Annotated in this window: 24 protein-coding genes and 1 riboswitch; of the genes, 13 read left to right on the forward strand and 11 right to left on the reverse strand. The window is 67.2% G+C overall.

Annotated features, from left to right (window positions below):
• Positions 1-4: 4 nt before the first annotated feature.
• From ABV518_RS16995 to ABV518_RS17005, 3 genes are all read left to right on the forward strand, one after another.
• The gene (locus ABV518_RS16995) at positions 5-730 is read left to right on the forward strand and encodes a septum formation family protein (protein ID WP_367769091.1); all 726 of its coding nucleotides are present in this window, start codon (positions 5-7) and stop codon (positions 728-730) included.
• Between the two features lie 146 nt (positions 731-876).
• On the forward strand, positions 877-3,501 hold the full coding sequence (locus ABV518_RS17000; protein WP_367769094.1) for a LuxR C-terminal-related transcriptional regulator: 2,625 nt from the start codon (positions 877-879) through the stop codon (positions 3,499-3,501).
• Between the two features lie 104 nt (positions 3,502-3,605).
• A complete protein-coding gene (locus ABV518_RS17005) occupies positions 3,606-4,040 on the forward strand; it encodes an ester cyclase (protein ID WP_367769097.1) in 435 nt (144 codons plus the stop codon).
• A 9-nt stretch (positions 4,041-4,049) separates the two neighbouring features.
• On the opposite strand, the gene clpB is transcribed toward ABV518_RS17005, so the two are convergent.
• From clpB to ABV518_RS17035, 6 genes are all read right to left on the reverse strand, one after another.
• On the reverse strand, positions 4,050-6,707 hold the full coding sequence (gene clpB / locus ABV518_RS17010; RefSeq protein WP_367769100.1) for an ATP-dependent chaperone ClpB: 2,658 nt from the start codon (positions 6,705-6,707) through the stop codon (positions 4,050-4,052).
• Positions 6,708-7,104: 397 nt separating this feature from the next.
• Positions 7,105-7,785 (reverse strand): hypothetical protein, encoded by a 681-nt coding sequence (locus ABV518_RS17015; RefSeq protein WP_367769102.1) that lies wholly within the window; start codon positions 7,783-7,785, stop codon positions 7,105-7,107.
• A gap of 91 nt (positions 7,786-7,876) precedes the next feature.
• A complete protein-coding gene (locus tag ABV518_RS17020) occupies positions 7,877-8,941 on the reverse strand; it encodes a sulfate/molybdate ABC transporter ATP-binding protein (RefSeq protein WP_367769105.1) in 1,065 nt (354 codons plus the stop codon).
• Positions 8,938-9,810 carry an ABC transporter permease gene (locus tag ABV518_RS17025; protein ID WP_367769108.1) on the reverse strand — a complete coding sequence of 291 codons (873 nt, stop codon included), beginning with the start codon at positions 9,808-9,810 and terminating at the stop codon, positions 8,938-8,940. Before ABV518_RS17025 ends, ABV518_RS17020 begins: the two co-directional genes overlap by 4 nt.
• Before the next feature lie 54 nt (positions 9,811-9,864).
• On the reverse strand, positions 9,865-10,668 hold the full coding sequence (modA, locus tag ABV518_RS17030) for a molybdate ABC transporter substrate-binding protein (RefSeq protein ID WP_367769111.1): 804 nt from the start codon (positions 10,666-10,668) through the stop codon (positions 9,865-9,867).
• Positions 10,665-11,075, reverse strand: a complete 411-nt coding sequence (locus ABV518_RS17035) for a molybdopterin-binding protein (protein WP_367769114.1) — start codon at positions 11,073-11,075, stop codon at positions 10,665-10,667. Before ABV518_RS17035 ends, modA begins: the two co-directional genes overlap by 4 nt.
• A gap of 180 nt (positions 11,076-11,255) precedes the next feature.
• Here ABV518_RS17035 and ABV518_RS17040 point away from each other — a divergent pair, with 180 nt between their 5' ends.
• The 6 genes from ABV518_RS17040 to ABV518_RS17065 all read left to right on the forward strand — a co-directional run bounded on the left by ABV518_RS17040 (position 11,256) and on the right by ABV518_RS17065 (position 16,976).
• Positions 11,256-12,590: an FAD-binding oxidoreductase gene (locus tag ABV518_RS17040; RefSeq protein ID WP_367769117.1), complete on the forward strand. Its 1,335-nt coding sequence runs from the start codon at positions 11,256-11,258 to the stop codon at positions 12,588-12,590.
• A gap of 227 nt (positions 12,591-12,817) precedes the next feature.
• A complete protein-coding gene (locus ABV518_RS17045; protein ID WP_367769120.1) occupies positions 12,818-14,005 on the forward strand; it encodes a sensor histidine kinase in 1,188 nt (395 codons plus the stop codon).
• Complete coding sequence (locus tag ABV518_RS17050) at positions 14,002-14,700, forward strand: response regulator (protein WP_367769124.1); 699 nt, start codon at positions 14,002-14,004, stop codon at positions 14,698-14,700. The genes ABV518_RS17045 and ABV518_RS17050 overlap by 4 nt, the downstream gene beginning before the upstream one ends.
• A 41-nt stretch (positions 14,701-14,741) precedes the next feature.
• Positions 14,742-15,617 (forward strand): hypothetical protein, encoded by an 876-nt coding sequence (locus ABV518_RS17055; protein ID WP_367769127.1) that lies wholly within the window; start codon positions 14,742-14,744, stop codon positions 15,615-15,617.
• Positions 15,618-15,626: 9 nt separating this feature from the next.
• A complete protein-coding gene (locus ABV518_RS17060; RefSeq protein ID WP_367769130.1) occupies positions 15,627-16,496 on the forward strand; it encodes a DUF4031 domain-containing protein in 870 nt (289 codons plus the stop codon).
• Between the two features lie 69 nt (positions 16,497-16,565).
• On the forward strand, positions 16,566-16,976 hold the full coding sequence (locus ABV518_RS17065; protein WP_367769133.1) for a VOC family protein: 411 nt from the start codon (positions 16,566-16,568) through the stop codon (positions 16,974-16,976).
• Here the strand turns inward: ABV518_RS17065 and ABV518_RS17070 are convergent.
• The 3 genes from ABV518_RS17070 to ABV518_RS17080 all read right to left on the reverse strand — a co-directional run bounded on the left by ABV518_RS17070 (position 16,973) and on the right by ABV518_RS17080 (position 19,003).
• A complete protein-coding gene (locus ABV518_RS17070) occupies positions 16,973-17,374 on the reverse strand; it encodes a YccF domain-containing protein (RefSeq protein WP_310165047.1) in 402 nt (133 codons plus the stop codon). The two genes, ABV518_RS17065 and ABV518_RS17070, sit on opposite strands and share 4 nt — an antisense overlap.
• Before the next feature lie 100 nt (positions 17,375-17,474).
• Positions 17,475-18,074, reverse strand: coding sequence for a phosphoribosylanthranilate isomerase (locus ABV518_RS17075; RefSeq protein ID WP_367769137.1), 600 nt, complete (start codon positions 18,072-18,074; stop codon positions 17,475-17,477).
• 89 nt (positions 18,075-18,163) lie between these two features.
• Positions 18,164-19,003, reverse strand: coding sequence for an aminoglycoside phosphotransferase family protein (locus tag ABV518_RS17080; RefSeq protein WP_367769140.1), 840 nt, complete (start codon positions 19,001-19,003; stop codon positions 18,164-18,166).
• A gap of 78 nt (positions 19,004-19,081) precedes the next feature.
• Here ABV518_RS17080 and ABV518_RS17085 point away from each other — a divergent pair, with 78 nt between their 5' ends.
• The 4 genes from ABV518_RS17085 (at position 19,082) to ABV518_RS17100 (ending at position 21,231) form a co-directional block, all read left to right on the forward strand.
• Positions 19,082-19,708: a HutD family protein gene (locus ABV518_RS17085; RefSeq protein WP_367769143.1), complete on the forward strand. Its 627-nt coding sequence runs from the start codon at positions 19,082-19,084 to the stop codon at positions 19,706-19,708.
• A gap of 86 nt (positions 19,709-19,794) precedes the next feature.
• Positions 19,795-20,325: a ferritin gene (locus tag ABV518_RS17090; protein WP_367769147.1), complete on the forward strand. Its 531-nt coding sequence runs from the start codon at positions 19,795-19,797 to the stop codon at positions 20,323-20,325.
• A 139-nt stretch (positions 20,326-20,464) separates the two neighbouring features.
• Positions 20,465-20,530: riboswitch (guanidine-III (ykkC-III) riboswitch) on the forward strand.
• 9 nt (positions 20,531-20,539) lie between these two features.
• A complete protein-coding gene (locus ABV518_RS17095) occupies positions 20,540-20,863 on the forward strand; it encodes a multidrug efflux SMR transporter (protein WP_367769150.1) in 324 nt (107 codons plus the stop codon).
• Positions 20,863-21,231, forward strand: coding sequence for a multidrug efflux SMR transporter (locus tag ABV518_RS17100; protein ID WP_367769597.1), 369 nt, complete (start codon positions 20,863-20,865; stop codon positions 21,229-21,231). The genes ABV518_RS17095 and ABV518_RS17100 overlap by 1 nt, the downstream gene beginning before the upstream one ends.
• On the opposite strand, the gene ABV518_RS17105 is transcribed toward ABV518_RS17100, so the two are convergent.
• Both ABV518_RS17105 and ABV518_RS17110 read right to left on the reverse strand, forming a co-directional pair.
• Positions 21,209-21,982, reverse strand: coding sequence for a hypothetical protein (locus tag ABV518_RS17105; RefSeq protein WP_367769152.1), 774 nt, complete (start codon positions 21,980-21,982; stop codon positions 21,209-21,211). The genes ABV518_RS17100 and ABV518_RS17105 overlap by 23 nt on opposite strands.
• Positions 21,979-22,914, reverse strand: a complete 936-nt coding sequence (locus tag ABV518_RS17110; protein WP_367769155.1) for an ABC transporter ATP-binding protein — start codon at positions 22,912-22,914, stop codon at positions 21,979-21,981. Before ABV518_RS17110 ends, ABV518_RS17105 begins: the two co-directional genes overlap by 4 nt.
• Positions 22,915-23,015 lie beyond the last annotated feature (101 nt).

Consider the following 23,015-nt stretch of genomic DNA (forward strand, 5'->3'; position numbering starts at 1 on the left):
TCCCGTGAACCAAGAGGACACCGCCACAGGACCTTCGGGCGGAGACCGGGATTTCGCTGCCGGCCGAACGGAACGCCCGCCCAAACCCGCTGCGCCGCCCACGGCAGGCCTGCCCCTAGTGCCTCCGGCGGCTCCTCCCCGTGTTGAGCTGCCGGGCCTGCCGCCGGCGCCTCCTTCGCGCAATCCGCGGCGGACCGGGCAGATCGTCCTGAAAACCGTTTTTGTCCTGGTGCTCGCGGGCGTGGTGGGATCCCTTGTCTGGTTGGCGTTGTGGCTCAGCGACAACGCACAGAACAGCGGCAATTCCGGCGCCGACGGTTCAGGAATCATCGAAATTTCGCCGACCGCGCCGGCCAGCGCCCTGCCTCTGCCCCGTGAAGGCGTGGCGCCGGCGGACTTTAAACTTGGGGATTGCTTCAAGGATTTTGATCCGGAAGCACTGAAGTCGACCGTTGTGGCTTGTGATGCCGGCCATTCGGCCCAGCTGGTGGCCACTTACCGCTACCCCGCCACTGATTCCTACCCGGGCGGCGAAGCACTCAAAGCCAAGGCCCTGGAGGCATGCCAGGCCGCGAAGCTTGCACCCCCGGCCAACGACTTCACCTTGAACTTCCAACGGGCCTATCCCAGCAGCACCAGCTGGGAATCCGGTGACCGGCGTGTGGACTGCTACGTCACCGCGCCCGGCGGGAACGTCATCACCGCGAGCGTGCTCCCGGCGATTCCGTAAGCGCGCTGGCCGGACGGGAAAGGCCGATACCCAAACGGCTCACCACAAATGGACGGCCAGGAGGAGAATGAGGGTACTGGTGGGCTTGGCCGTGTAGGAGTGCGTCCAATGCCGGGCCCCGCATACTTCTTTCAACGGCGGAAGAGATGTCGCAAGTCAGAGCCCAGATTCCGGTGACGCCTCAGCCCCTGACTGTGAGGGAGACCGAGGTGGCACTTCTCCTCGCCGAGGGCATGGGCAGCGCGGAGATTGCCACTCGGCTCAGCATCGCGCCAAGTTCAGCGAAGTGGTATCTGCGACAGATTTTCCATAAGCTCGGTGTCCACACGCGTGAGGATGCAGCGCTCCGGGCACGTCAATTGGCCCCGTCGGTCCGGGCAAATGCCGGGTCTGAGGCCCGTCCCCTCGGCGCCGTTCCCCGGCCCGTGACCAGCTTTGTAGGCCGGGAACGGGAGACTGCCGCATTGTTGAGGTGGCTGGATTCGGGGACGAGCCGCCTGCTCACGATCACCGGCGCCGCAGGTTCCGGAAAGACACGGCTGGCGCTCACCGTAGCGGCGAGGGCCGGCCAAGCCTCGCATCCGCAGGTCTGCTGGACCGATCTCACTGCCACTGCCAACCCGCAGCTCATCGGGTCAACCATCGCATCAGCCCTTGGCGTCTTCATCAAGCCTGGCCAGGGCGAGATCATGGCAATTGCTGAACATATAGGAGATTCACCGGCACTGCTGGTGCTGGACAACTGTGAGCACCTAGCCCGCGACTGCGCCAAAGCCGGCGTGGAGCTGCTGACTGGATGTCCGGGCCTGCACATCCTTGCCACGAGCAGGGTGCCATTGCCTGTAGAGGCATCAAGGACCTGGCTTCTTGACCCTCTGCCAGTACCGGCCAGCGAAGATCTTCCGGCCGGCGAGATCGCCGCGTCTGAGTCCGTCAGGCTCTTCACTGAACGTGCGTCCATGGTGCTTCCGGAATTCGCCGTCACCCGGCAAAACGCCGTCTCCCTGGCACGCGTCTGCCGCCGGCTGGACGGACTGCCGCTCGCCATCGAACTGGCCGCCAGCCGGGTGAGGATACTGACGACGGCGCAACTTGCCGAGCGCCTGGAGGGCGCCCTGGGACTCTTGGCTGGCGGCGGGCCGGTTGGCGCCCAACGACATGCCACACTCCGCGCTGCCCTGGACTGGAGCCACGGGCTCCTGCCGCCGCCTGAGAAGGCACTGTTCAGGCGGCTTTCCGTCTTTGCGGGCGGCTGGGCCCTCGAAGACGCCGAGACGGTGTGTCCCGGAGGCATTCTGGAGCCGGCGGACATCCTCCCCGCGCTCTCCGGACTGGTGGACCAGTCTCTGGTGGTGGTGGAACGGCCAAGCGGCGGGACCCGGCGATTCCGGCTGCTCGAAGTTGTCCGCCAGTACGCCGACGAGCAGTTGAGGGCGGCGGAAGAGAGGTCCTTGCTGCGAAGCTCCCATGCGGCCCGGTTTGCTGCCGTTGCCATGGAGGCGCGCGGGGAACTGAACGGTCCAAAGCAGCCCGCCTGGACCCGGCGGCTGGAGCAGGACAGGGGCAACCTGAGGGCGGCCATGGCTTGGGGCCTCGACGAGCCCGACGGGCTGGAGTCCGGAGCCGAGATCGCGGTCGCCCTTTCCCAGGTGTGGCAATTGCGTGGTGAATTCGCCGAAGGGCTGATGTGGCACCGGCGCTACCTTGCCAGCAGCCATGCCATTCCGCGCCGGCTCCAGGCGAATCTCCACGAATCGAGGGGTTTCCTCGCCGTCCATGCAGGGCACGGTGAAGAGGCGCGAAGCCACTGGGAGGAAGCAGCCGCCATCTTCGCCGAGCTTCAAGACCCTGCCGCCGTGGGACGGCAGATGCATTATCTGGCCCACGCAACCATGGGCACAGATGCTCCCCGGGCCGCGGTTCTTGCCGCGAAAGGGCTGGCGCTGGAGGAGGAGGCCGGGGACCAGTGGTGGACCTCTGCCTGCCTGTTCGCGTTGGGAGACGCCTCCTTCCTGCAGGGCGACGTCGACAAGGCGGCCGAATGCTACGAGAAAAGCCAGGTGCTCGCCCGCCGGATCGGCCACGCCTTCGCCATCGCCCGGCGGTGCGTCAGGCTGGGACAGATAGCCAGGACCCGCGGGAACCTCGAAGGAGCACGCCATCATCTTGCCGAATCACTCCGCGTGGCACGGGACGGCCACGATGACTGGGGCGTCACGATGGCCCTGGCCGCCTGGGCTTCGGTGGCTGCTTCTGGTGGGTCGCCGCGGACGTCGGCGATGCTTCTGGGCGCAGCACAAGGGCGCCTCGACCAGTATGGAGCAGTGCTCTGGGCGCTTGACCGTGCCGAATTTGACCTCACTGCGGCCGCCGCCACCGCTCTCCTCGGAGGGGGAGCCTTCAGCGAATGCCTGTCGGCCGGCCGGGCACTGACGCCGCAGGAGATTGACGCCCTGGTGAAGGAAATTCGGGAACCGCAGGCACCGGCATCCGAAACGGGATCCCTCGTTTCAGCTGCCACTCGCCTCACACCACGGGAGGCCCAGGTGCTTCACCTCATTGCCGGCGGCGAGAGCAACCAATCCATCGCGGCGGGTCTGGGGCTCAGCGTGCGGACGGTTGAAAGGCACATTTCCAACCTCTACCTGAAGATTGGAGTGGACGGCCCGGCGGCCCGAACCGCTGCCGCCAATTACGCGTTCCGCCACGGGTTGGGGCCCGAACAGGACGCCCTGGCGGTCCCGCGCAAAAACCCTCCCATGCGCTGCTGATTCCCCCTGCCGACTGGGTACGTACACGGAGTCGGATCGTCCCGCAGGCTCCTAGTGTGTGCCTATCCGGAGCATCCCGGATACGAATCGAAAGGGACAGTCCAATGACTACTGACCAGAACAAAGACGTGGTGCGCAGGTTCTTCCGGGCCTTCGAAGACCAGGACGAAGCCGGGCTCATCAGCGTCCTGTCGCCCGACCTCCAGGCGTACGTACACGGGAATACCGAACCGATGGACCGTGGAACCATGGTGCAGGCCATCAAGGGCTGGAACGCCATGTTCAGCGGCACCAGCTTCACCCTGGAGGACCAGGTCGCCGAAGGCGACCTGGTGGCGTGCCGGGTGACCATGCACGCGGTGCACAGCGGCGGCGAATTCGAAGGAATCGCCCCAACGGGGGCTCCCATCACCAGCGAGAGCCTCACCCTGGAGCGCGTGGTGGACGGCCTGATCGTGGAACGCCGCGTGGCGAGCAACTGGGAGGACATCAAGCAGCAACTGACTAGAGTGCCCTCCCAGGCACGGACCGCGGGCTAACCCAGGTGCCTAGCCCTTCCGCCGGACCACCAGGCCTGTGCCGGCGGGAGCGCCGCCGTCGGGACCGGAGAGGGCCTCCAAGCCCTCGATGGTGAGTTCATCGACGTCGGCCGCAGTGTCCACCAGCACCGTGTCACCGTCCGTGATATCGCCGGACAGGATGGCCCTGGCCAGGCGGTCGCCAATCTCCTTCTGCACGAGCCGGCGCAGTGGCCTGGCGCCGTAGGCGGAGTCGAAGCCGGACATGGCCAGCCAGGCGCGGGCGCCGTCGGTCACCTCGAGGGTCAGGCGGCGCTCGTACAGGCGCCTGCCGAGCTCTGCCACCTGCAGCTCGACGATTTTCGCCAGCTCATCCACGGTCAGGGCGTCGAACAGCACCACTTCGTCCAGCCGGTTCAGGAACTCCGGCTTGAAGGAGGCATTCACGGTGGCCATCACCGCGTTACGCTTGGCCTGCGCGTCCAGGGACTGGTCCACCAGGAACTGGCTGCCCAGGTTCGAGGTCAGCACCAGGATGGCGTTGCGGAAGTCCACGGTGCGGCCCTGGCCGTCGGTGAGGCGGCCGTCGTCGAGCACCTGCAGCAGGATGTCGAAGACTTCGGGGTGGGCCTTCTCCACCTCATCCAGCAGGATCACGGAGTACGGCCGGCGCCGGACGGCTTCAGTCAGCTGGCCGCCTTCCTCGTAGCCGACATATCCGGGGGGCGCACCGACGAGCCGTGCCACCGAGTGCTTCTCGCCGTACTCGGACATGTCGATCCGAACCATGGCGCGTTCGTCGTCGAACAGGAAATCCGCCAGCGCCTTGGCGAGCTCCGTCTTGCCCACGCCGGTGGGGCCCAGGAACAGGAACGAACCCGTGGGCCGGTTGGGGTCGCTGATGCCCGCCCGGGCGCGCCGGACGGCGTCGGACACCGCAGCTACCGCCTTGCTCTGGCCGATCAGCCGCTTCCCCAGTTCCTCCTCCATGTGCAGCAGCTTTTGGCTCTCGCCCTGCAGCATGCGGCCGGCGGGGATGCCGGTCCAGGCGGAAATGACCTCCGCGATGTCGTCCGCGGTGACCTGCTCCGCCACCATCTGGGCAGGCTTGTCCGTCACCTCGGCCTCGGCCTCCGCTGCGGCGCTCAGTTCACGCTCCAGGGCCGGAATCTCGCCGTAGAGAACGCGCGACGCCGTCTCCAGGTCGCCTTCGCGCTGGGCCTTGTCTGCGGTGGAGCGGAGCTCGTCCAGCTTGGCCTTCAGGTCACCGACGCGGTTGAGCCCGGCCTTCTCGGCTTCCCAGCGGGCGTTGAGCGCGGACAGTTCCTCGTTCTTGTCGGCCTTGTCAGCCCGGATCGCGGCCAGGCGTTCCACCGAGGCCGGATCCTTCTCGTTGGCGAGGGCCAGCTCCTCCATGGTGAGCCGGTCCACGGACCGCCGCAGCTGGTCGATCTCCTCCGGCGCGGAGTCGATCTCCATCCGGAGCCGGGAGGCGGCCTCATCCACCAGGTCGATGGCCTTGTCCGGCAACTGGCGGCCGGAGATGTAGCGGTTGGACAGCGTTGCGGCAGCCACCAGCGCGGAGTCCGCGATGGTGACCTTGTGGTGTGCCTCGTAGCGCTCCTTCAGGCCGCGCAGGATGCCGATGGTGTCCTCCACGCTGGGCTCGCCCACGTACACCTGCTGGAACCTGCGCTCCAGGGCGGGGTCCTTCTCGATGTTCTCGCGATACTCGTCCAGCGTGGTGGCGCCGATCAGCCGCAGCTCGCCGCGGGCCAGCATGGGCTTGAGCATGTTGCCGGCATCCATCGAGGACTCCCCCGTGGCACCGGCGCCCACCACCGTGTGGAGCTCGTCGATGAACGTGACGATCTGGCCGCCCGAGTTCTTGATCTCCTCCAGTACGGCCTTGAGCCGCTCCTCGAACTCGCCGCGGTACTTGGCGCCGGCCACCATTGACGCGAGATCCAGCGCGATCAGCGTCTTGCCCCGCAGGCTTTCGGGGACGTCACCGGCCACGATCCGCTGGGCGAGGCCTTCAACGACGGCGGTCTTACCCACGCCGGGTTCGCCGATGATCACGGGGTTGTTCTTGGTGCGGCGGCTCAGCACCTGAATGATGCGCCGGATCTCGGTGTCGCGGCCGATGACCGGGTCCAGCTTCCCGGAGCGAGCCATCGCGGTGAGGTCCGTGCCGAACTTCTCCAGCGACTGGAAGGTGTTCTCCGGGTCCGGGCTGGTGACCTTCCGGTCGCCGCGGACACCCGGCAGGGCGGCGAGCAGCGCCTCATGGGAGGCCCCGGCGTCGCGCATTAACCGCCCGACGGCGTCGCTCCCCGCCGAGAGCCCCAGCAGCAGGACTTCGGTGGAGACAAACGAGTCACCCAGCCGGTCCGCCTCGTTCTTGGCGTTCTGGATGGCCTGCAGTGCGGGCCGCGACAGCTGCGCCTGCTGCGTGGAGCCTCCGGAGGTTGTCGGCAGTGCCTTGATGGCGCTGCTCGCCTGGACGCTGACGGCGTCCGGATCAGCGCCGGTGGCGCGGAGGAGCGCGACGGCGACGCCCTCCCGCTGATCCATCAGCGCCTTGAGCAGGTGGGCGGGTTCCACCTGGGGATTTCCGGCCGTGGAGGCGTTCATGGCTGCTGCCGAAAGAGCCTCCTGGCTCTTGGTGGTGAATTTGACGTCCAAAGAGAGCTCCTTCCGGGGATGCGCGTTTTCCGCTAAGTTGAGTCTACTACGCTCAACTTTCACAGAGGTTGCCGCCGAGGCGATGTTTGCCCACAGCGAACCCCGCACCAGGCGAGCCCGGGGTTCCGCAAATCGTTACTCCTGCACTGTATCCCCGCGGCCGCGGCAGCCCCAGTGTCCCGAGACCGAGGTGGCACCCGCGACTTAAACAATCCCGGGCGGGTGACTCCCCCAAGGAGCCACCCGCCCGAGGCCTGCGTTCGCCGATCGGCTCAGCTGAGTGGATGGACCGACCATGGGTGCGTGGCGATCCACAAGAAATATTACTCGCTGCCGTGAACCGTGTCACGCAAAATGACAAAGCTAGTCAATTACATTTCGGGAGCTGACCGGCCACTTAGGGATGGCCGGCAGCGGGGGTCTGCTCCACGTAGTTGATGACCAGGAAGTCGCCGTCCGGGATGAGCTCCACGTACCAGCGTGTGGGCCTGTCCCACTCCTCCCATGGGGTTCCTGCCGGCGTTCCGGCGGCCGGCTTGTACACGGCATCGAACTTCAGGAAGGTGCCGTTCTCCGTGGAGCTTGAGTCGATCTCCTTCAGCAGCTCGAAGGAGCCACGGCTGCCCTGGCCTTCCGTTGCGTCGCGGACGCCCTGCAGCGTCTGGGCGTTCATCCGTTCGACGGCACTGAAGTACTGCTGCCAGGCCACGTCGGTGTGGCTGGTGAAAATGGTGGTGGAGTACGCCTCGGCGTTTGCGGCGGCCAGGCTGTCCGCACATTCCCGCGGGACCGTGCCGCCGGCCTGCCACGTCGACAGGGTCTCTGACCCTGCGTTGAGCCATGCCCCGAAGGAATTCAGCACTCCCCCGATGGCTTCCTTGGGCGTCCCCTGGGGAATCCGGACCGGGCGGACGTCCTCCGGTGCCAGGAACGGGCAGCTCGCCGGAAGCATTGATGTGGGGGTGGCCGGCAACGGAACAGGCGGCCGGGGTGACGGGAAGAGGCTGCAGCCTGCCAGTCCGGCCGCGAGCACCAACCCGGCGGCCGTCGTCGTAATTTTCCTGTTTCCTAACTTCACTGCACTCCCCCAATCATTGCCGGCGCGGTGGGGCCGGCGCTGACCAGCCTAGCCAAGGCGGCGGCGCACGGGTTCAGCCCAGGGGATGACCTCAGGCCGGATAGATGGAGACGGCGGCGGCTTTGACCACGAAATACACCTGCGTGCCGGGGACGAGCCCCAGGTCGGCGGCGGCTTCCGGCGTGACGTCGGCGCTCAACTGCCCTCCGGTTCCGGCGCGGACCCTGATCCGGTCGCCGTAGGGTTCGAGGTCCGTCACCGTGACGGCGAAGGAGTTCCGCGGGCTGCCGTGCGCCTCGGTGAGGAAAACGGAAACGGCCGACGGCGGAAAGACCGCCACCCCGGGCTGGCCTGCGGGCAGTTCCCCCGGCAGTTCGTCGTGCTGGCCGTAAATCGCCAGGTCGCCGGCCAGCAGCCCATGGCCGGCGATGGTGCCGGTGACGAGGTTCAGGCCGGCGAGCCCTGCCGCGAACCGGCTCCTCGGCACCTGCAGGACCTCGCGCGTGGGACCCTGCTCAGCGATCCGCCCGTTTTCGAGGATGACCACCCGGTCAGCGAGCATTAGGGCGTCCAGGACGTCATGGGTGATGATGATGGCGCGGCGGCCCGCGAGCACCCTTTTGAGCAGCCGCCGGAGCAACGGGGCGGTATGGATGTCCAGGGCGGCCATCGGTTCGTCCAGGAGCAGGAGGCCCGGGTCGGCGGCGAGCGCACGGGCCACCGCCACGCGCTGGGCCTGCCCGCCGGACAGCTGCGCTGGCCGGCGGGACTGCAGCTCCGCCGCTTCCACCTCGGCCAGCCAGTGCAGGGCCGACGCCCGTGCCACCTGCTTCGAAACGCCGGCGCTGCGGGGGCCGAACGCCACGTTCTCCAGGACGCTCAGGTGCGGAAAAAGCAGCGGTTCCTGCGCCAGCAGGGCAGTGCCGCGGCGGTGCGCCGCGGTCCATTCACCGCGGCCGGCGGCCAGGTTGAACAGTGTCCTGCCGTCCAGCTCGGCATGGCCCGAGTCCGGGTGCAGCAGGCCGGCGACGACGTTGAGAAGGGTGGATTTGCCCGCGCCGTTGGGGCCCATGATGGCCACGGTTTCGCCCGGCCCCACGGTCAGGGACACGTCGAAATCCCGGGCGGCCACGGCGGCCTGGACCGTAAACGTCACCGGACTGCGCTCCGCGCCGTGGGCGCCGCCGTCGGGCTTTCCCGTTGGCCCGGGGAGCCTGCCGGACCGCGGCCGGCGGTGCGGGGACTGCGGTAGGCAAGGGCCACCACGGCCGCCGCCACAGCCACCAGGACCAGGGAAAGCGCGACGGCGGCATCGGCGTCCGTCTCCCGCTGCAGGTAGATTTCCAGCGGCAGCGTCCGGGTCACCCCCTGCAGGCTTCCGGCGAAGGTGAGGGTGGCGCCGAACTCGCCCAGGCTGCGGGCGAACGACAGCACCGCCCCGGAGGCCAGGCCGGGGAGGACCAGCGGAAGGGTGACCCGGCGCAGCACGGTGGTGGGCCGGGCGCCGAGGGTTGCAGCCACCGCCTCGTAGCGGTTCCCGGCCGTACGCAGGGCGCCTTCGAGGCTGACCACCAGGAACGGCAGGGCCACAAAGGTCTGGGCGAGGACCACCGCCGTCGTCGAGAACGCGATCTGGAGTCCGGCGACCTCCAGCGTCCTGCCGAGGAGCCCCTGCCGGCCGAAGGTGTACAGGAGGGCGATGCCGCCCACCACGGGCGGCAGGACCAGCGGGAGCAGGACGAAGGAGCGGAGCAGGCCCTGCCCGGGGAAGCGCCCGCGGGCCAGGACCAGCGCCAGGGGAACCCCCAGCACCAGGCACAGGAAAGTGCTGGCCGCGGACGTGCGCAGGCTCAGCCCGAGCGCGGTCAGCGACGATTCCGAGGTGATCAGCGGGATGAACTGCGGCCAGTTGACCTTGGCCACCATCGCGGCGAGCGGCAGCAGGACGAACAGGCCGCCGGCGGCGGCGATGACGTAGATCCAGCGCGGGATGCCGCCGTACCCGCCGTTCCTGGCCTGTCCCATGGTCTCCTTCGCTGCGGCCTGCTGAGGGCGGCGCTTGCTTATGGTGCGGCTTGCTTACGGTGCGCCGAAGCCTGCCTCGCTGAGGGTTTTCCTGCCCTCGGCGCCGGTCACCATGGCGATGAAGGCGTCCGCCAGTTCCTTGTTCCGGCTCGAGCCTACTGTGGCGATGGGATAGGTGTTGACGGCCTCGCCGGACTGGTCAAACGGGATGCCCTTGACCTTGCTGCCGGCGCCATTGACGTCGGTGACGTAGACGAGGCCGGCGTCGGCCTCGCCGGAGGTTATTTTGCCCAGGACATCAGTGACGGAGGATTCCTCGCTGACCGGGGACAGCGTGACGCCCGCGGCCTTTTCCACGGTGTCCGCGGCGGCGCCGCACGGAACCTGGCTGGCACAGACAACCACCTTGACGCCGGGTTTGGCAAGGTCGGCAAAAGTGGAGATCGACGCCGGGTTGGACGGCGGGACGGCAATCTCCAGGACGTTGGTGGCGAAGTTCCTCGCGGTTCCGTCGAGGAGTTTGGCGTCGGCCAGTTTGGCCATGTTCTTGGTGTCAGCGGAGGCAAAAACGTCAGCCGGCGCACCCTGGGTGATCTGCGTGACCAGGTCCGAGGAACCGGCGAAGCTCAGCGTGACCTTGGTGCCAGGGTTCCTGGTTTCGAAGTCTGCGGCCAGCTGGGTGAACGGGGCTTTCAGGGATGCTGCGGCGAAGACGGTCACTGTTCCGGAGAGCTGGGAGGTGGCCGCGGACGCGGAGTTGCCCGCAGGGGCGGCCGAGCCGCATGCGCTGAGGGCGCCGGCCAGGCCAAGGGCAACCACCGCCGCCATGGTGCGCGATTTTCCGCGGAGGTTCCTCATACGATGCTCTTTCCCTGCTGGGTTTCGATGATGACGGTGGTGGCCTTGACCACTGCGGTTGCCACGGAACCGAGCTCCAGCCCCAGCTCGCGGACGGCTTCGCTGCTCATCAGCGACACCACCCGGAACGGCCCGCACTGGAGCTCCACCTGGGCCATGACTTTGTCTGCGGTGATGCCGGTGACCAGGCCAACGAATCTGTTGCGGGCCGAGCTTCCGGTCCGGTGCGGGTCCTCGGGCAGCTGCGCGAGCTTTTGCGCATGGCGGGCCAACTCGAGGCCGTCAACGGCCAACCGGCCGGCGTCGTCCTTGACCGGGGTCAGGCTGCCGTTCTCCGTCCAGCGGCGGACTGTGTCGTCACTGACACCAAGGAAACGGGCGGCTTCGGAAACGCGGATCGTGGGCATTTTGCCATTCTAGACCGCATATGCGGATTCATCCGTGGCTATATACCGCGAAAACCAAACATGACCTTGATTGCGGATTGCCGCACGCCGGTTGCCTGGCTCGGCCGTCTATGGAACGCCGGCGCCGGGAGTCCTACGCTAAGTGGAGGGGAAGAGCCGCACTCGCTGAGGAGCGTTGTGATGAAGTGGATCAAACCTGACAGCCCCGACTTCGACCTGGCCCGCAAGGTCTTCAATGCCATGATTGACCGGCGTCCGGCCGTCATCGCCCAGTGCTCCAACGACGCGGACGTGGCTGAGGCCCTCCGCTACGGGCGTCAGAATTCCCTCGCCATCGCCGTCCGCGCCGGCGGCCATTCAGTGGCCGGAATGTCCATGAACGACGGCGGCCTGGTGATCGACGTCCGGCCCATGAAGTCGATCGACGTGGACCCCGAATCCGGCATCGTCACCGCGGGGGCAGGCGTCACCTGGGGCGAGTTCGACCACGCCACCCAGGAGCACGCCCTGGCCGTCACCGGCGGGCGCGCCTCCACCACCGGAATCGCCGGCTTCACGCTCGGCGGCGGGTCCGGCTGGCTGGAAAGGTCCTACGGGTTCGCGTGCGACAGCCTGGTCTCGGTGAACCTGGTGACGGTCGACGGCGAGCGCGTCACCGCGAGCGCCACGGAGAATCCCGAACTCTTCTGGGCGCTCCATGGCGGAGGCGGGAACTTCGGCGTGGCCACCTCCTTTACGTTCCAGGCGCACCGGCTGGGCCCTGTGGTCCATGCCGGGATATGGCTGTGGCCAGGTGAAGAGGCACTGGACGTCTCCCGCGCGTATCGGGACCTGGCCCTGGCAGCCCCCGATGGGGTCGGGTTGGGACTGCTGTACCTGACCGCGCCGCCGGAGCCGTTCGTGCCTGAGCATCTGGTGGGAAAGTTAGCAGTCGCCGTTGGCTACGTCTTCGCGGGTGACGCCGAGGAAGGCTCCGAACATGCCCGGCCGTTCCGCGAACTAGGGCCCGCCGTCGATCTGGTGGGCGACACAGGCTATGCAGAGTTCAACGGCTCCCTGGACGATCCGCCGGACCACTACAACTACTGGAGCGCGGACTACCACGACGAACTTCCCGATGCAGCCCTGGACATCTTTGTGGAATCGGCCCGGAACCTCCCCGATGCCACATCCCAGCAGCTCATCGCGCGCTGGGGCGGCGCCGTCGGCGGGAACGCTGGATCGGCCACCCCGCTGATCAACCGGAACGCGGCCTGGGTGAGCCACCCGTACGGCATCTCCCCCACCCCCGAGGAAGGGCAGCTGGCCAAGGCCTGGGTCAAAGACTTCCGCGCCAAGATCGCCCCCTACGCCAACGGCGGCGTATGGCTCAACTTCATTGGCAATGAAGGGCAGGACCGGATCCGCGCCGCCTTCGGCAACGGCAACTACGCCCGGCTGGCCAGGGTCAAGCGCGACTTCGACCCGCAAAACGTCTTCCGCGGCAACCAGAACATCCTGCCTGCCGGCTCCTGACCGGGTGGCGCGTACGTTCCCGCCCGGTTGCCTGCGCCGCCCGTGGTGGGACACGGCGTGTCGGCCCGGTAATGCAGCAATACCAGCCACTAACTGGGCGGGAGCGTACGGTGACGGACCCGGCCAGCCCATGCCAAGTCATCACCCCGGCTGAACTTCGTCATCCTGGGTGTTGAACTGTCCGCAAGCGCGCCGTTCCGGGCAAAAAGCGCGCTTAGGGTGGAAACATGCTCCCCCTCCTGAACCGTTTCCGCAGGCCAGCCCGCGAGGCAGCCGCCCCAGCCACGGCCTTGGCCGTGCTGCTGGCCCTCCTGGTGCTGGAGCAGCGCGGCTTCAACCGGGACAGTACCCTGCTGTTTGCGCTGCTGTCCGCCGTGGCGGCCGCCCGGATTTTCCCGGCCGGCGCCCTGGTGTTCGCAGCCGGCACGCTAGCGCTGCAGGCATTCAAGGTGCTGCCCGTAGTCATGGTGTCCGGAGTCCTGAGCTATGTGGCGGTGCCGCTGCTCATCCTCTTCGCCACCCTTGGCCTCCGAGGCCGGTACCGGTGGCTGCTGCCGGTGTTTGCCGTGGCGTCAGCCGGGCTCATCACGCTCAATTGGTTTGCGGACAGCACCTGGGTCAACTTCGTGTTCGGGGCCCAGCTCTACGGCCGGGGCGCCCTGCGGACCGGCACCTATGTCTTCCTGGTCTTCGGCGCCTTCGCCGCTTTCAACCTTGCCGCGTGGGCCGCAGGCCTGGCGGTGAACAATGCCGGCAGCAGCCGTGGGGCGCAGCTCCGAGCAGAGGCCGAGCTGCAGCAGGCCGCCACGGAACTCGCCGTGGAACAGGAACGTAACCGGATCGCCCGCGAGCTCCACGACGTCCTGGCCCACTCCCTCACTGTCATCACGGCGCAAGCCGAGGGCATCCGCTACATCCACCGCAGCGAGCCGGACGCCGTCGAGGAATCAGCACAGATCATCGCCTCCGCCGCCAGGACAGCGCTGGTGGAAACCCGGCACATGCTGGAAAACGTCGCCCCTGCCGACACGTCGCCGGCACCCACCCTGGACCAGCTCGAATCGCTGGCGGGCCAATTCACGGCCAGCGGCATGCGGGTCACTGTGGACGCCCCGGCCGAGGAACGGAGCGTGACACCTTTGCAGCAGCTGACGGCCTATCGGCTGGTCCAGGAAAGCCTGACCAACGCCTTCCGTCACGGCGACAGGACCAAGGGAGCCAGAGTGTCGGTCAGGCCCGGACCGGACGGGCTGATCGTGCGTGTCAGCTCCGAACTGGCATCCGCGGGCAGCGCTCCCAGCGCCGGAAACGGGAGGGGCATCCCCGGCATGAAGGAACGCACGACGGCGGTGGGCGGCTCGTTCGCGACCCGCACCACCGGAAACCGCTTCGATATGGAGGCACTCCTGCCATGAACGCTCCCGTCACTGGCGGGGCCGGCACCGCGGCCGCCAGCACACCAGCCATCCGGGTCGCCCTGGTGGACGACCAGCCGCTTTTCAGCGCCGGCCTCAAGATGATCCTGCGCAGCCAGCCGGACCTGGACTTCGTGGGTGAGGCGCACGACGGTGCCGCGGCTGTGGAACTGGCTGCCGCCGTCGGACCCGACGTGATGCTGATGGACATCCGGATGCCCGTCATGGACGGAATTACGGCAACCCGCACCATCTCCTCCGGGCCCGGCACCCCGCCCAAAATCATTGTGCTCACCACAATCCAGCACGACGAAGCCGTGGTCCGGGCCATCCAGGCCGGTGCCGCTGGCTTCCTGACCAAGGACGTCACGCCCGAGTTCCTGCTGGCCGCGATCAGGACGGTGCACTCCGGCCACGCCGTGATGGCTCCGCATGCCACCAACCAGCTGCTCCGCGACTACACCACGCCGTCGGCCGGGAACACCTCGGCCCTGGACGCCCTGTCCGGGCGCGAGAAGGACGTGTTCCTGCTTGCCGCAACGGGCCAGGGAAATGCCGAAATCGCGGCAGGACTGGTGCTGAGTGAAGCCACGGTGAAGTCCCATGTGGGCAGCATCCTGGCCAAGCTCAAGCTCCGCAACCGCATCCAGCTGGTGGCATACGCCTACGAAAACGGGCTGCTCGGCGGCACCTGACGCCGGGCAACACCACACCATCACCAACTATTGGGGGAAACATGAACAGGAAACTGATCGGCTTGGCCGTGCTCGCGGCAGGAGCGGCCGCAGCGCTCGCCGCATCCGCCGTGCCGGGCGGCAGCATCCCGGCGTCGGGAACACCCATCAGCGGAATCACCGCCCGGGCCGAGGCTTACGCCACTCCGGATTCGGCCGCCGAAACGGGCAGAGCCGCGGCGGTCAGTGAGTGCATGGCCGCCGCCGGGTACGACTTCGCACCTGCCGTCAATACCTACACCGTGGACTTCCACAGCAACATCGGCTTTAAACGGCTGGACGTGGCCAGCGCGAAAGCAAGCGGCTACGCGTCGCTGCAGCCAGCTAGCCCGCACGAAGCTGCTGCTGGTTCAGAGGACGCAAAGCTCTGGGCTGATCCGGCGTTTGTGCTTGCGTTCTCGGGCCCCCAGACAGAGGACAACATGGTGACGGTGAACGGCGCCGGAACCTACGGCGGCGGCTGCGGCGGAGAGGCTGCCAAAAGGATCTACGGGAGCGTGGAAAACTACGTCCTGGCCACCGGCGTCGCCATGAACTCACTGAATTCCGCCGCCAGTGCAGCCGCGTCCGATTCAGGATTCGAGAAGGCCATCGACTCATGGAAGACCTGCATGGCGGAGTCGCCGTACGCCAACTTCCGGAGCCCCGCCGACGCGGTATCTGCTGGTCAGGCGGCCGGTGGCCAGAACGAGTTCAAGATCGCGGTGACCGACGCTACTTGCCGTGAACAGGTCAACTTCCATGGCCAGCTGGACGCCCTGCTGGACAAGTACCTCACCACCCGTATGCAGCAGCTGGAGCCGGAGATCACCAAGGTCACCGGGATCCGGCGGCAGGCAGTGGACCGCGCTGCTGAGCTAAGGAGCGGCCGGGATTAGACTTCCACCATGGCCATTTACCTTGATCCGCCCCTCTGGCCTGCGCACGGAACCCACTTCTCGCACCTCATTTCGGACACCTCGCTCGAGGAACTCCACGCCTTCGCCGCTGCGGCCGGGATCCCGGAGCGGGCCTTCGACGGCGACCATTACGATGTGGCGGAGCGCCGGTTCGAGGACCTGGTGGCCGCGGGCGCCATCCCGGTTGAGGGACGGATCCTGGTGCGTAAACTCATCGCCAGCGGACTTCGGATCCCGGCACGCCGGCGCAGCAAGTCGCTGAAAGTTCCGCTGTTGAACCGCTGGGAGAACATCATGCCCGGCCACGACGCCCTCTTCCTGGACCTGCTGGACCGGTGGGGTGAGGAGCACCGCAAGTACCACGGCCGAACGCACCTCCTGGCGGTGCTGGAGGCCCTGGACCTGCTCGCCGAACCCGCCGACCCTCCCCGCACCGTCCAGCTGGCAGCCTGGTTCCATGACGCCGTGTACCGCGGCTCCGCCGGCCAGGACGAGGAGGACTCCGCCCGGCTCGCCGAGGAACGCCTGGCCCACGCCGGGCTCCCCGCCGCGGACATTGAGGAAGTGGCGCGGCTGGTGCGGCTCACCTCGGATCACCGCCCGGATCCGGGGGACGACGACGGCGCACTCCTCTGTGACGCGGACCTGTCAGTACTCGGGGGCGAACCGGAGCCCTACGCCAGGTATGTGGCCGCCGTCCGGCAAGACTACGCGCACATCGGCGACGCCGACTTCGCCGCCGGGCGCGCCGCCGTCGTGCGCCACCTGCTGGAGCTGGACCCGCTCTTCCACAGTGAGCGGGCACGGGAATTGTGGCTCGACGCCGCCCGCCGGAACCTCCAGGGCGAACTGGCCTGACCCCGCACCTGCGCGCCCTGCACCGGGACGAGCCTTTACGGCATTGGCAGCCGGTGGAAGACTGCTCGGATGAACCTGCGCATCCAAGCCCTCAGCATCGACTCCACAGACCCGAAAGTACCCGCGGATTTCTGGGAGAAGGCCCTTGAGTGGCGCCGTACGTTTGAGGCGGAGGACGAGATCGTGCTGGAGCCGCCGGCAGGCAGCCCTGCCGACGGTGTCTGCCCGGACCTGCTGTTCCTGAAAGTGCCCGAGCGGAAGGAACTTAAGAACAGGCTGCACCTGGACCTCCGTCCGGACGACCAGGCCGCGGAGGTCAAGCGGCTGGAGGCCCTGGGCGCCACCCGCGTCGACATCGGGCAGGGGCCGGAGGTGACCTGGGTGGTGATGGCGGACCCGGACGGCAACGAGTTCTGCGTGCTGCGGGCCCTGCGCTCCGACGAACTGGAAGCCCAGGGCCTGGTCACGGGCACGGCCTAGCGGTAGGCGGTGATGAACGGGCGGTCGGTGGGCACTATCTGCTTGCCCAGCGGCATCAGGCTCACCGGGATGAGCTTCAGGTTGGCGATGGCGAGCGGAATGCCGATGATGGTGATGGCCATGGCGATGGCTGTTGCCACATGGCCGATCGCAATCCAGATGCCCGCGACCAGCAGCCAGATCACGTTGCCAAGCAGTGAAAACACGCCTGTGCCGCCCGGTTTGTCCACCACCATGCGCCCGAACGGCCACAGCGTGTAGGCGGCAATTCGGAAGGACGCGATGCCCCACGGAATGGTGACGATCAGCAGGCAGCAGATGATGCCGGCCAGGAAGTAGCCCAGGGCAAGCCAGAACCCGCCGAAAACCAGCCAGATGATGTTGAGCAGTGTCTTCATCTGTCCATTGTGCCCCGGCGGGTCCGGCAGAAACCTCCGGGACTGCCCTGATTCACCCCTGAGTCCTGGCCGCGGGCCGGACGCCCCGATGGACCCGCGGTCAGCCCTTGGCGGCCGTGACGAAGGCGCGGATCTTGGCCAAATCCTTCACCCCGCGTGAGATTTCCACCCCGGAGGAGACGTCCACGCCCCACGCGCCTGAGGCTGCGGCGGCGTGCGCCACGGTGTCCGGATCCAGTCCGCCGGCCAGCAGCCACTTGCGGTCCTGGAGTTCGGTCACGTCCACCATGGACGCGTAGTCCCAGGCCTCGCCGGACCCGGGCACGGCGGCGTCAATCAGCAGGAGTTCCTCGCCCCAGTCGGCGAAAGCGTCCGCAGTGGCTGCCATGGTGACCGCCCTGATCAGCTTCATGCCGGCGTCGTGCACTGTTGTGACGTCTTCCGGGGTGAGGTCCGCGTGGAGCTGGACCCACTCGAGTCCGGCGGCACGGGCGATGGCAATGGCATCGGCGACAGGTTCGTGCCGGAAAACACCGACGGCAACCACGCCGTCCGGCACATCGGCCAGAAGCGTGGAAACCTGCGACGGCGTGACCACCCGCGGGCTGGCCGTCAGGACAAAGCCGACGGCGTCCGCCCCGGCCTGCACGGCCTCACGGACTGATTCGGGCGTACTGAGACCACAGACTTTGACGAACATTTCCGGCTCCTTCAGGCTGTCTTCGTGACGTCCCCCGGGAGGACATTAGCAGGGAAGCGCCCCGTGCGCCGATGTGACGCCGGTCTTTTTCAGCCGGCGGCCAGCACCCGCTCCACCATGTCGCGCCCGGCCTGTTCGAAGGCGGTGTCCCCCATCTGGTGCGCCCACACCACCGTGCCGATGGCCTGGTTCAGGTTCTCCAGGCGCCACAGGTCCGCCTCCGCCGGCCCGACGGTCCTGCCCAGGCCGGCATGGAAAGCCTCGGCAAGTTCGGGCCTCTGAACGAATTGCTGGTGGCTGAGCCGCACGAGGTCGTGCACCCACGGACGCCGCTCCGCCCGGCCAAAGTCGATGACCTTGATCTGCCCGTTGTCCTGCAGCCAGTTCCGTGGCTGGTAGTCGCCGTGCGTGGCCACCAGCTCCACGGTGCCCGGCTTCAAGGCATCCAGGTTCCGGGCAAGGCTGGTGAGCTGGGTTTCCGGCAGCAGCCCATGGGCGCGGTCCATCCACGCGCGGGTTTTTATGGCCAGGGCGTTGGCGTAGTGCGGCGAGGGCCCGGCAGGCCGGTGGATGCTCCCCAGCAGCGCTCCCGCCTGGCGGTAGGTTTCAGGATCGCCCTCGGCCGGGGTGCCCTCGACCAGCGTCCCCGGCAGGAACTCCGTCACCAGGATTCCGGCCCGTGCGGAGGCATGCCGTAAGGCCGGCACTCGTCCGTCGAGCCCTTCGAAGCCCGCGGCGTGGGCTGCGATCTCTCGGTGGATGTGATGGCTGGTGGTACTCGCCTTGATGATGAACGCCGTGCCCGACGGCGTGACAACGTGGAGGACGTTGGTGTCCTGTAGGGGCCAGGAGTAGTCCCGGACCACTGTGAAACTGCCAAGCCAGGACGCCAGAAGCCGGTTCTGTTCGTCGGTGATCCCCTGGCGCATCTCCCCAGCATGCCACCTAAGGCAACGCGGCCCAATGAACTACACCGCCCGGTAGGACCGACAAACTAGGCTGGACGGATGGAGATCATCCGCTTTGCAGAACTCAGGTCCGAACCGTGGCGCAACGGCGGCGGGGTGACCCGTGAGTTGGCCAGCCATCCCCAGGCCGCCTCAGCGCAGGACGGCGCCTGGGACTGGCGCGTCAGCATTGCCGAAGTCACCAAAGCCGGCGACTTCTCGCCGTTCCCCGGCATGGAGCGCGTCCTGACCGTGATCGAGGGCGAGCTGCTCCTGCTGACCGTGGACGGCGAAGAGCATCCCCTGGAAAAGTACCGGCCCTTCAGGTTCTCCGGCGAAGCCGCCACCCACGGGGCGCTGCCCACCGGGGACATCCGCGACCTCAACGTCATCACCCGGACAGGCTCCTTCAAGGGCTACACGTCCATCATCGAGCTGTCCAAGAAGCGCGCACACCCCGTCTTCGACGGCCAGCTGGCGGTGCTGCTCCAGGGCCAGGCCACCGTCAGCCCCGGCGCCGCTGCGGAGGCCGACGACGGAACGGATGACATACGTGAAGCAGCCCCGGCTACCGCACCCGAGGCACTGGGCCGCTACGACGCCGTCGTGGGTTCCGAAGCCCGTTCCCCGGAAATCCTGGGCCGCGGCTTCCTGGCCGTGGTGTCGATAGACCGCGTCCAGGCCTAGCCAAGGGGTTGGCAGGCTAGCCTCGCCTTCGTTATCTGAGCCTTTCCACACTGGCCACGGGTGGGCGCCGCTCCTAGACTCGGGCTATGACCTCCACACCCTTTAATGCGCTTCTGTCCACCCAGATCGGCAACGAGTTTGCGGCCTCGCAGCAGTACATTGCCGTGGCCACCTGGTTCGCCAACCAGGACCTCCCGCAGCTGGCCCAATACTTCTACCGGCAGTCGGTGGAGGAACGGAACCACGCCATGATGATGGTGCAGTACATGCTGGACCGCGACATCGCTTTCAGCATCCCGGGAGTCCCCACAGTGCGCAACGACTTCTCCACTGTGACCGAGCCGCTGGCCCTGGCGCTGCAGCAGGAGAAGGAAGTGACAGCCAGCATCGAGGCCCTCTTCCGTGCCGCACGGGCCGAGGACGACGCCCTGGGCGAGCAGTTCATGCTGTGGTTCCTCAAGGAGCAGGTGGAAGAAGTCGCAGCCATGACCACGCTGCTGAACATCGCCGAGCGCGCTGACAACCTGTTCGACATCGAGAACTTCATCGCCCGCGAAACCATCGGCGACGGCGGCCGTGACGCCTCCGCCCCGGAAGCAGCCGGCGGCGCCCTGTAGCCCGGCCCAACTGAGTAGCAGCAGATGTCGTTTTGAGCTCTCAAAACGACATCTGCTGCTACCTACTTGGGCTCCGGAACCCGGCGGTGAGGTTGGCCACCAACGTGGCCACCCGCCGTCGGGCGTTGCTAGGCTGGAACCAAGGCTCCGCATCGGATCCTCCGGACGACGGTTCAGTACCCGGCACGCGACAAGACTGGCCAAAGGATCTGTCATGTCGTGGTTAATCCTCATTCTTTCCGGGGCGCTGGAGGCCGTCTGGGCCGCCGCGCTGCACCGCACGTTCCAGGCTTCAGGCCGGCGCCGGCTCGCCCCCGCGTTCCTCTTCCTCGCAGCCGTGCTCGCCAGCATGGCCGGCCTCGCCATTGCCATGCAGGCCATCCCCACCGGGACCGCCTACGCCGTCTGGGTGGGCGTGGGCGTGGTGCTGACGTCCGCCTACGCGATCATCACCCGGGCGGAACGTCCGACGGCGGCGCGACTGCTGCTGCTCACCGGGATCGCCGCGTGCGTGGTTGGCCTGAAGGTGGTGGCGTGATGAACAAGCGCTCCGTCGCCTGGCTGCTGCTGTTAGCTTCCGCCGTGCTGGAAGCCGTTTGGGCTACGGCCCTTGGCCTGTCCGACGGCTTCACCCGCCCGCTCCCCACCGTTGTCTTCGCCGTGACGGCAACCCTCAGCATGGTTGGCCTGGGGCTCGCCATCCGCAGCATCCCGCTCGGCACGGCCTATGCCGTCTGGGTGGGGATCGGGGCTGCCCTGACGGTCGGCTGGGCGATGGCCACCGGCGTCGAGCCTTTCAGTTTGCTGAAGGTGCTGTTCATCGCCGGGATAGTGGGCTGCGCGGCGGGGCTGAAGTCCCTGCCTGCCGGGAAATCTGCGAAGGTTATGCCTCGCTCTTCTCGGTGATCCACCAGCCGATGCCGAGCGGAAGCAGATACCAGAGGGTCAGGGACGAAACCACTTCCAGGGCCGTCGGTGCTCCCGGTCCGCCCATCAGTGCACCGAGCGCGGTAATAGTGCTGAGGTAGCCGCTGGCATCCGGGAGGAGCGTGAGGATGAGGCCATTTCCGACGAGGCTGACCAGGATGACGGTGATGATTGCCAAGGCAGTCCGGCGGATAGCTGCGGCCAGGGCAACCCCGAACATGGTGCTCAGGAGGCACGCGGCCAGCCCGTCCCACAGTTCCTGCCCTGCACCCTCGAACTGTCCGGTCCCGCTGCCGCCCAGGGCAGCAGCCACAACAGCCGACAACACAAACACGAAGAGCTGAAGGGCCACTGCCAGGAGGGCAGCAGCCAGAACCTTGGCCCAGAACTGTCCGACCCGGCCCCGCAGCAGCGGGTAGTAGACCAGCGTGGTGCGGTGCGCCGTGTCGGAGGTCATGCCTAATATGCCGATCAGTGGCATGGCCAGGGAGGTAAAAAGCCCGATGCTCCCTGCCAGGCTGGTGAACGTGACGGGGGTGCCTTGTCCCGTGCTGAAAACCGCCAACCCAACCACCAACGCCACAGCGATGACCGCGAGCACTGCGAAGATCGCCAGGGAGCTGCGTGTGTCCACCAGCTTGCGGATTTCGACGGCAACCAGGCGCGTAAAGCCGACCTGCCGGCTCTTGCCGTCACGGACAGGTGCTGACCGGAGAGTGGACTGGCTCATCGGATCTGCTCCAGAGTGTTGTTGCGGCTACTGAATTCACCAGACGTCAGCGCAAGGAATCTCTCCTCCAGCGCTGATTCGGTGACGTTGGACAGGTGCGTCAGCACGACCATGTGCTCAAGGCAGGCCCGGCTGATGTCCTCGGGGGCGGCGTCAATGTAAAGCTCTCTGCCGGAGAGGTGGAAGGTCCACCCCCGCCGGGTGCAGACTTCCGCGAGGCGGTCCGGTTCGACGGCGGCAGCTTTGGTGCTGGAGCTGACGCTGAACTCCCTGGCGGTGCCGGCAGCGACGATTCGCCCCCGGTCGATCATGACAATGTGGTCTGCCACGGCCTGCATGTCACGGAGGAGGTGGCTCGAAAGCAGCACAGTGCCGCCCTGGGCGCTGAAGTGCTTTAGGTAGTTCCGGACCCAGAGCGCACCGTCGGCGTCGAGTCCATTGGTTGGCTCATCCATGACCAGAAACTGCGGCCCGGCGAGGAGGGCCATGCCCAGGACCAATCGCTGCCGCATCCCCAGGGACAGCGATCCCACACGCTTTTTCCGCACCGTTTCGAGGCCCGCAAGGCTGAGCGCCTCCGCGACGGCGGAATGCGGCAGATCCAGCAGCATCGCGTTCAGTTTCAAGGTCTCCTGCAGCGAGCGGCCGGGGTGCAACGCTGTCGGGTCCAGGACGAAGCCGATGGTGCGTCCCGGACTTTCAAGGTCCTCGCGCCGGCGTCCGTCGAAAAGGACTTCGCCGGCGTCGGCGCGCGTCAGGCCGGCGGCAATCCGCAGCGTTGTGGACTTGCCCGCGCCGTTCGGCCCGAGGAAGCCGGTGATGGATCCTGGCGGGCAATCGAAGCTGACCGAGTCCACCACGTTCCGCCCGGCATATGCCTTGGTTACTCCCGTGAAGGAAATCCCCGAAACGGCCTCAGAAGCTAACCCCAATGGACAATCCCCTCACTATCCCCGGGCGCATCCCCTATGGCCCCGTTGAAGATATCACTAAAAATGATTGATAAACGCGGCATCCTGTGACTTGACGCCGA

The sequence above is a fragment of the Arthrobacter sp. HS15c genome, assembly GCF_040812005.1.
Lineage (GTDB): Bacteria > Actinomycetota > Actinomycetes > Actinomycetales > Micrococcaceae > Arthrobacter.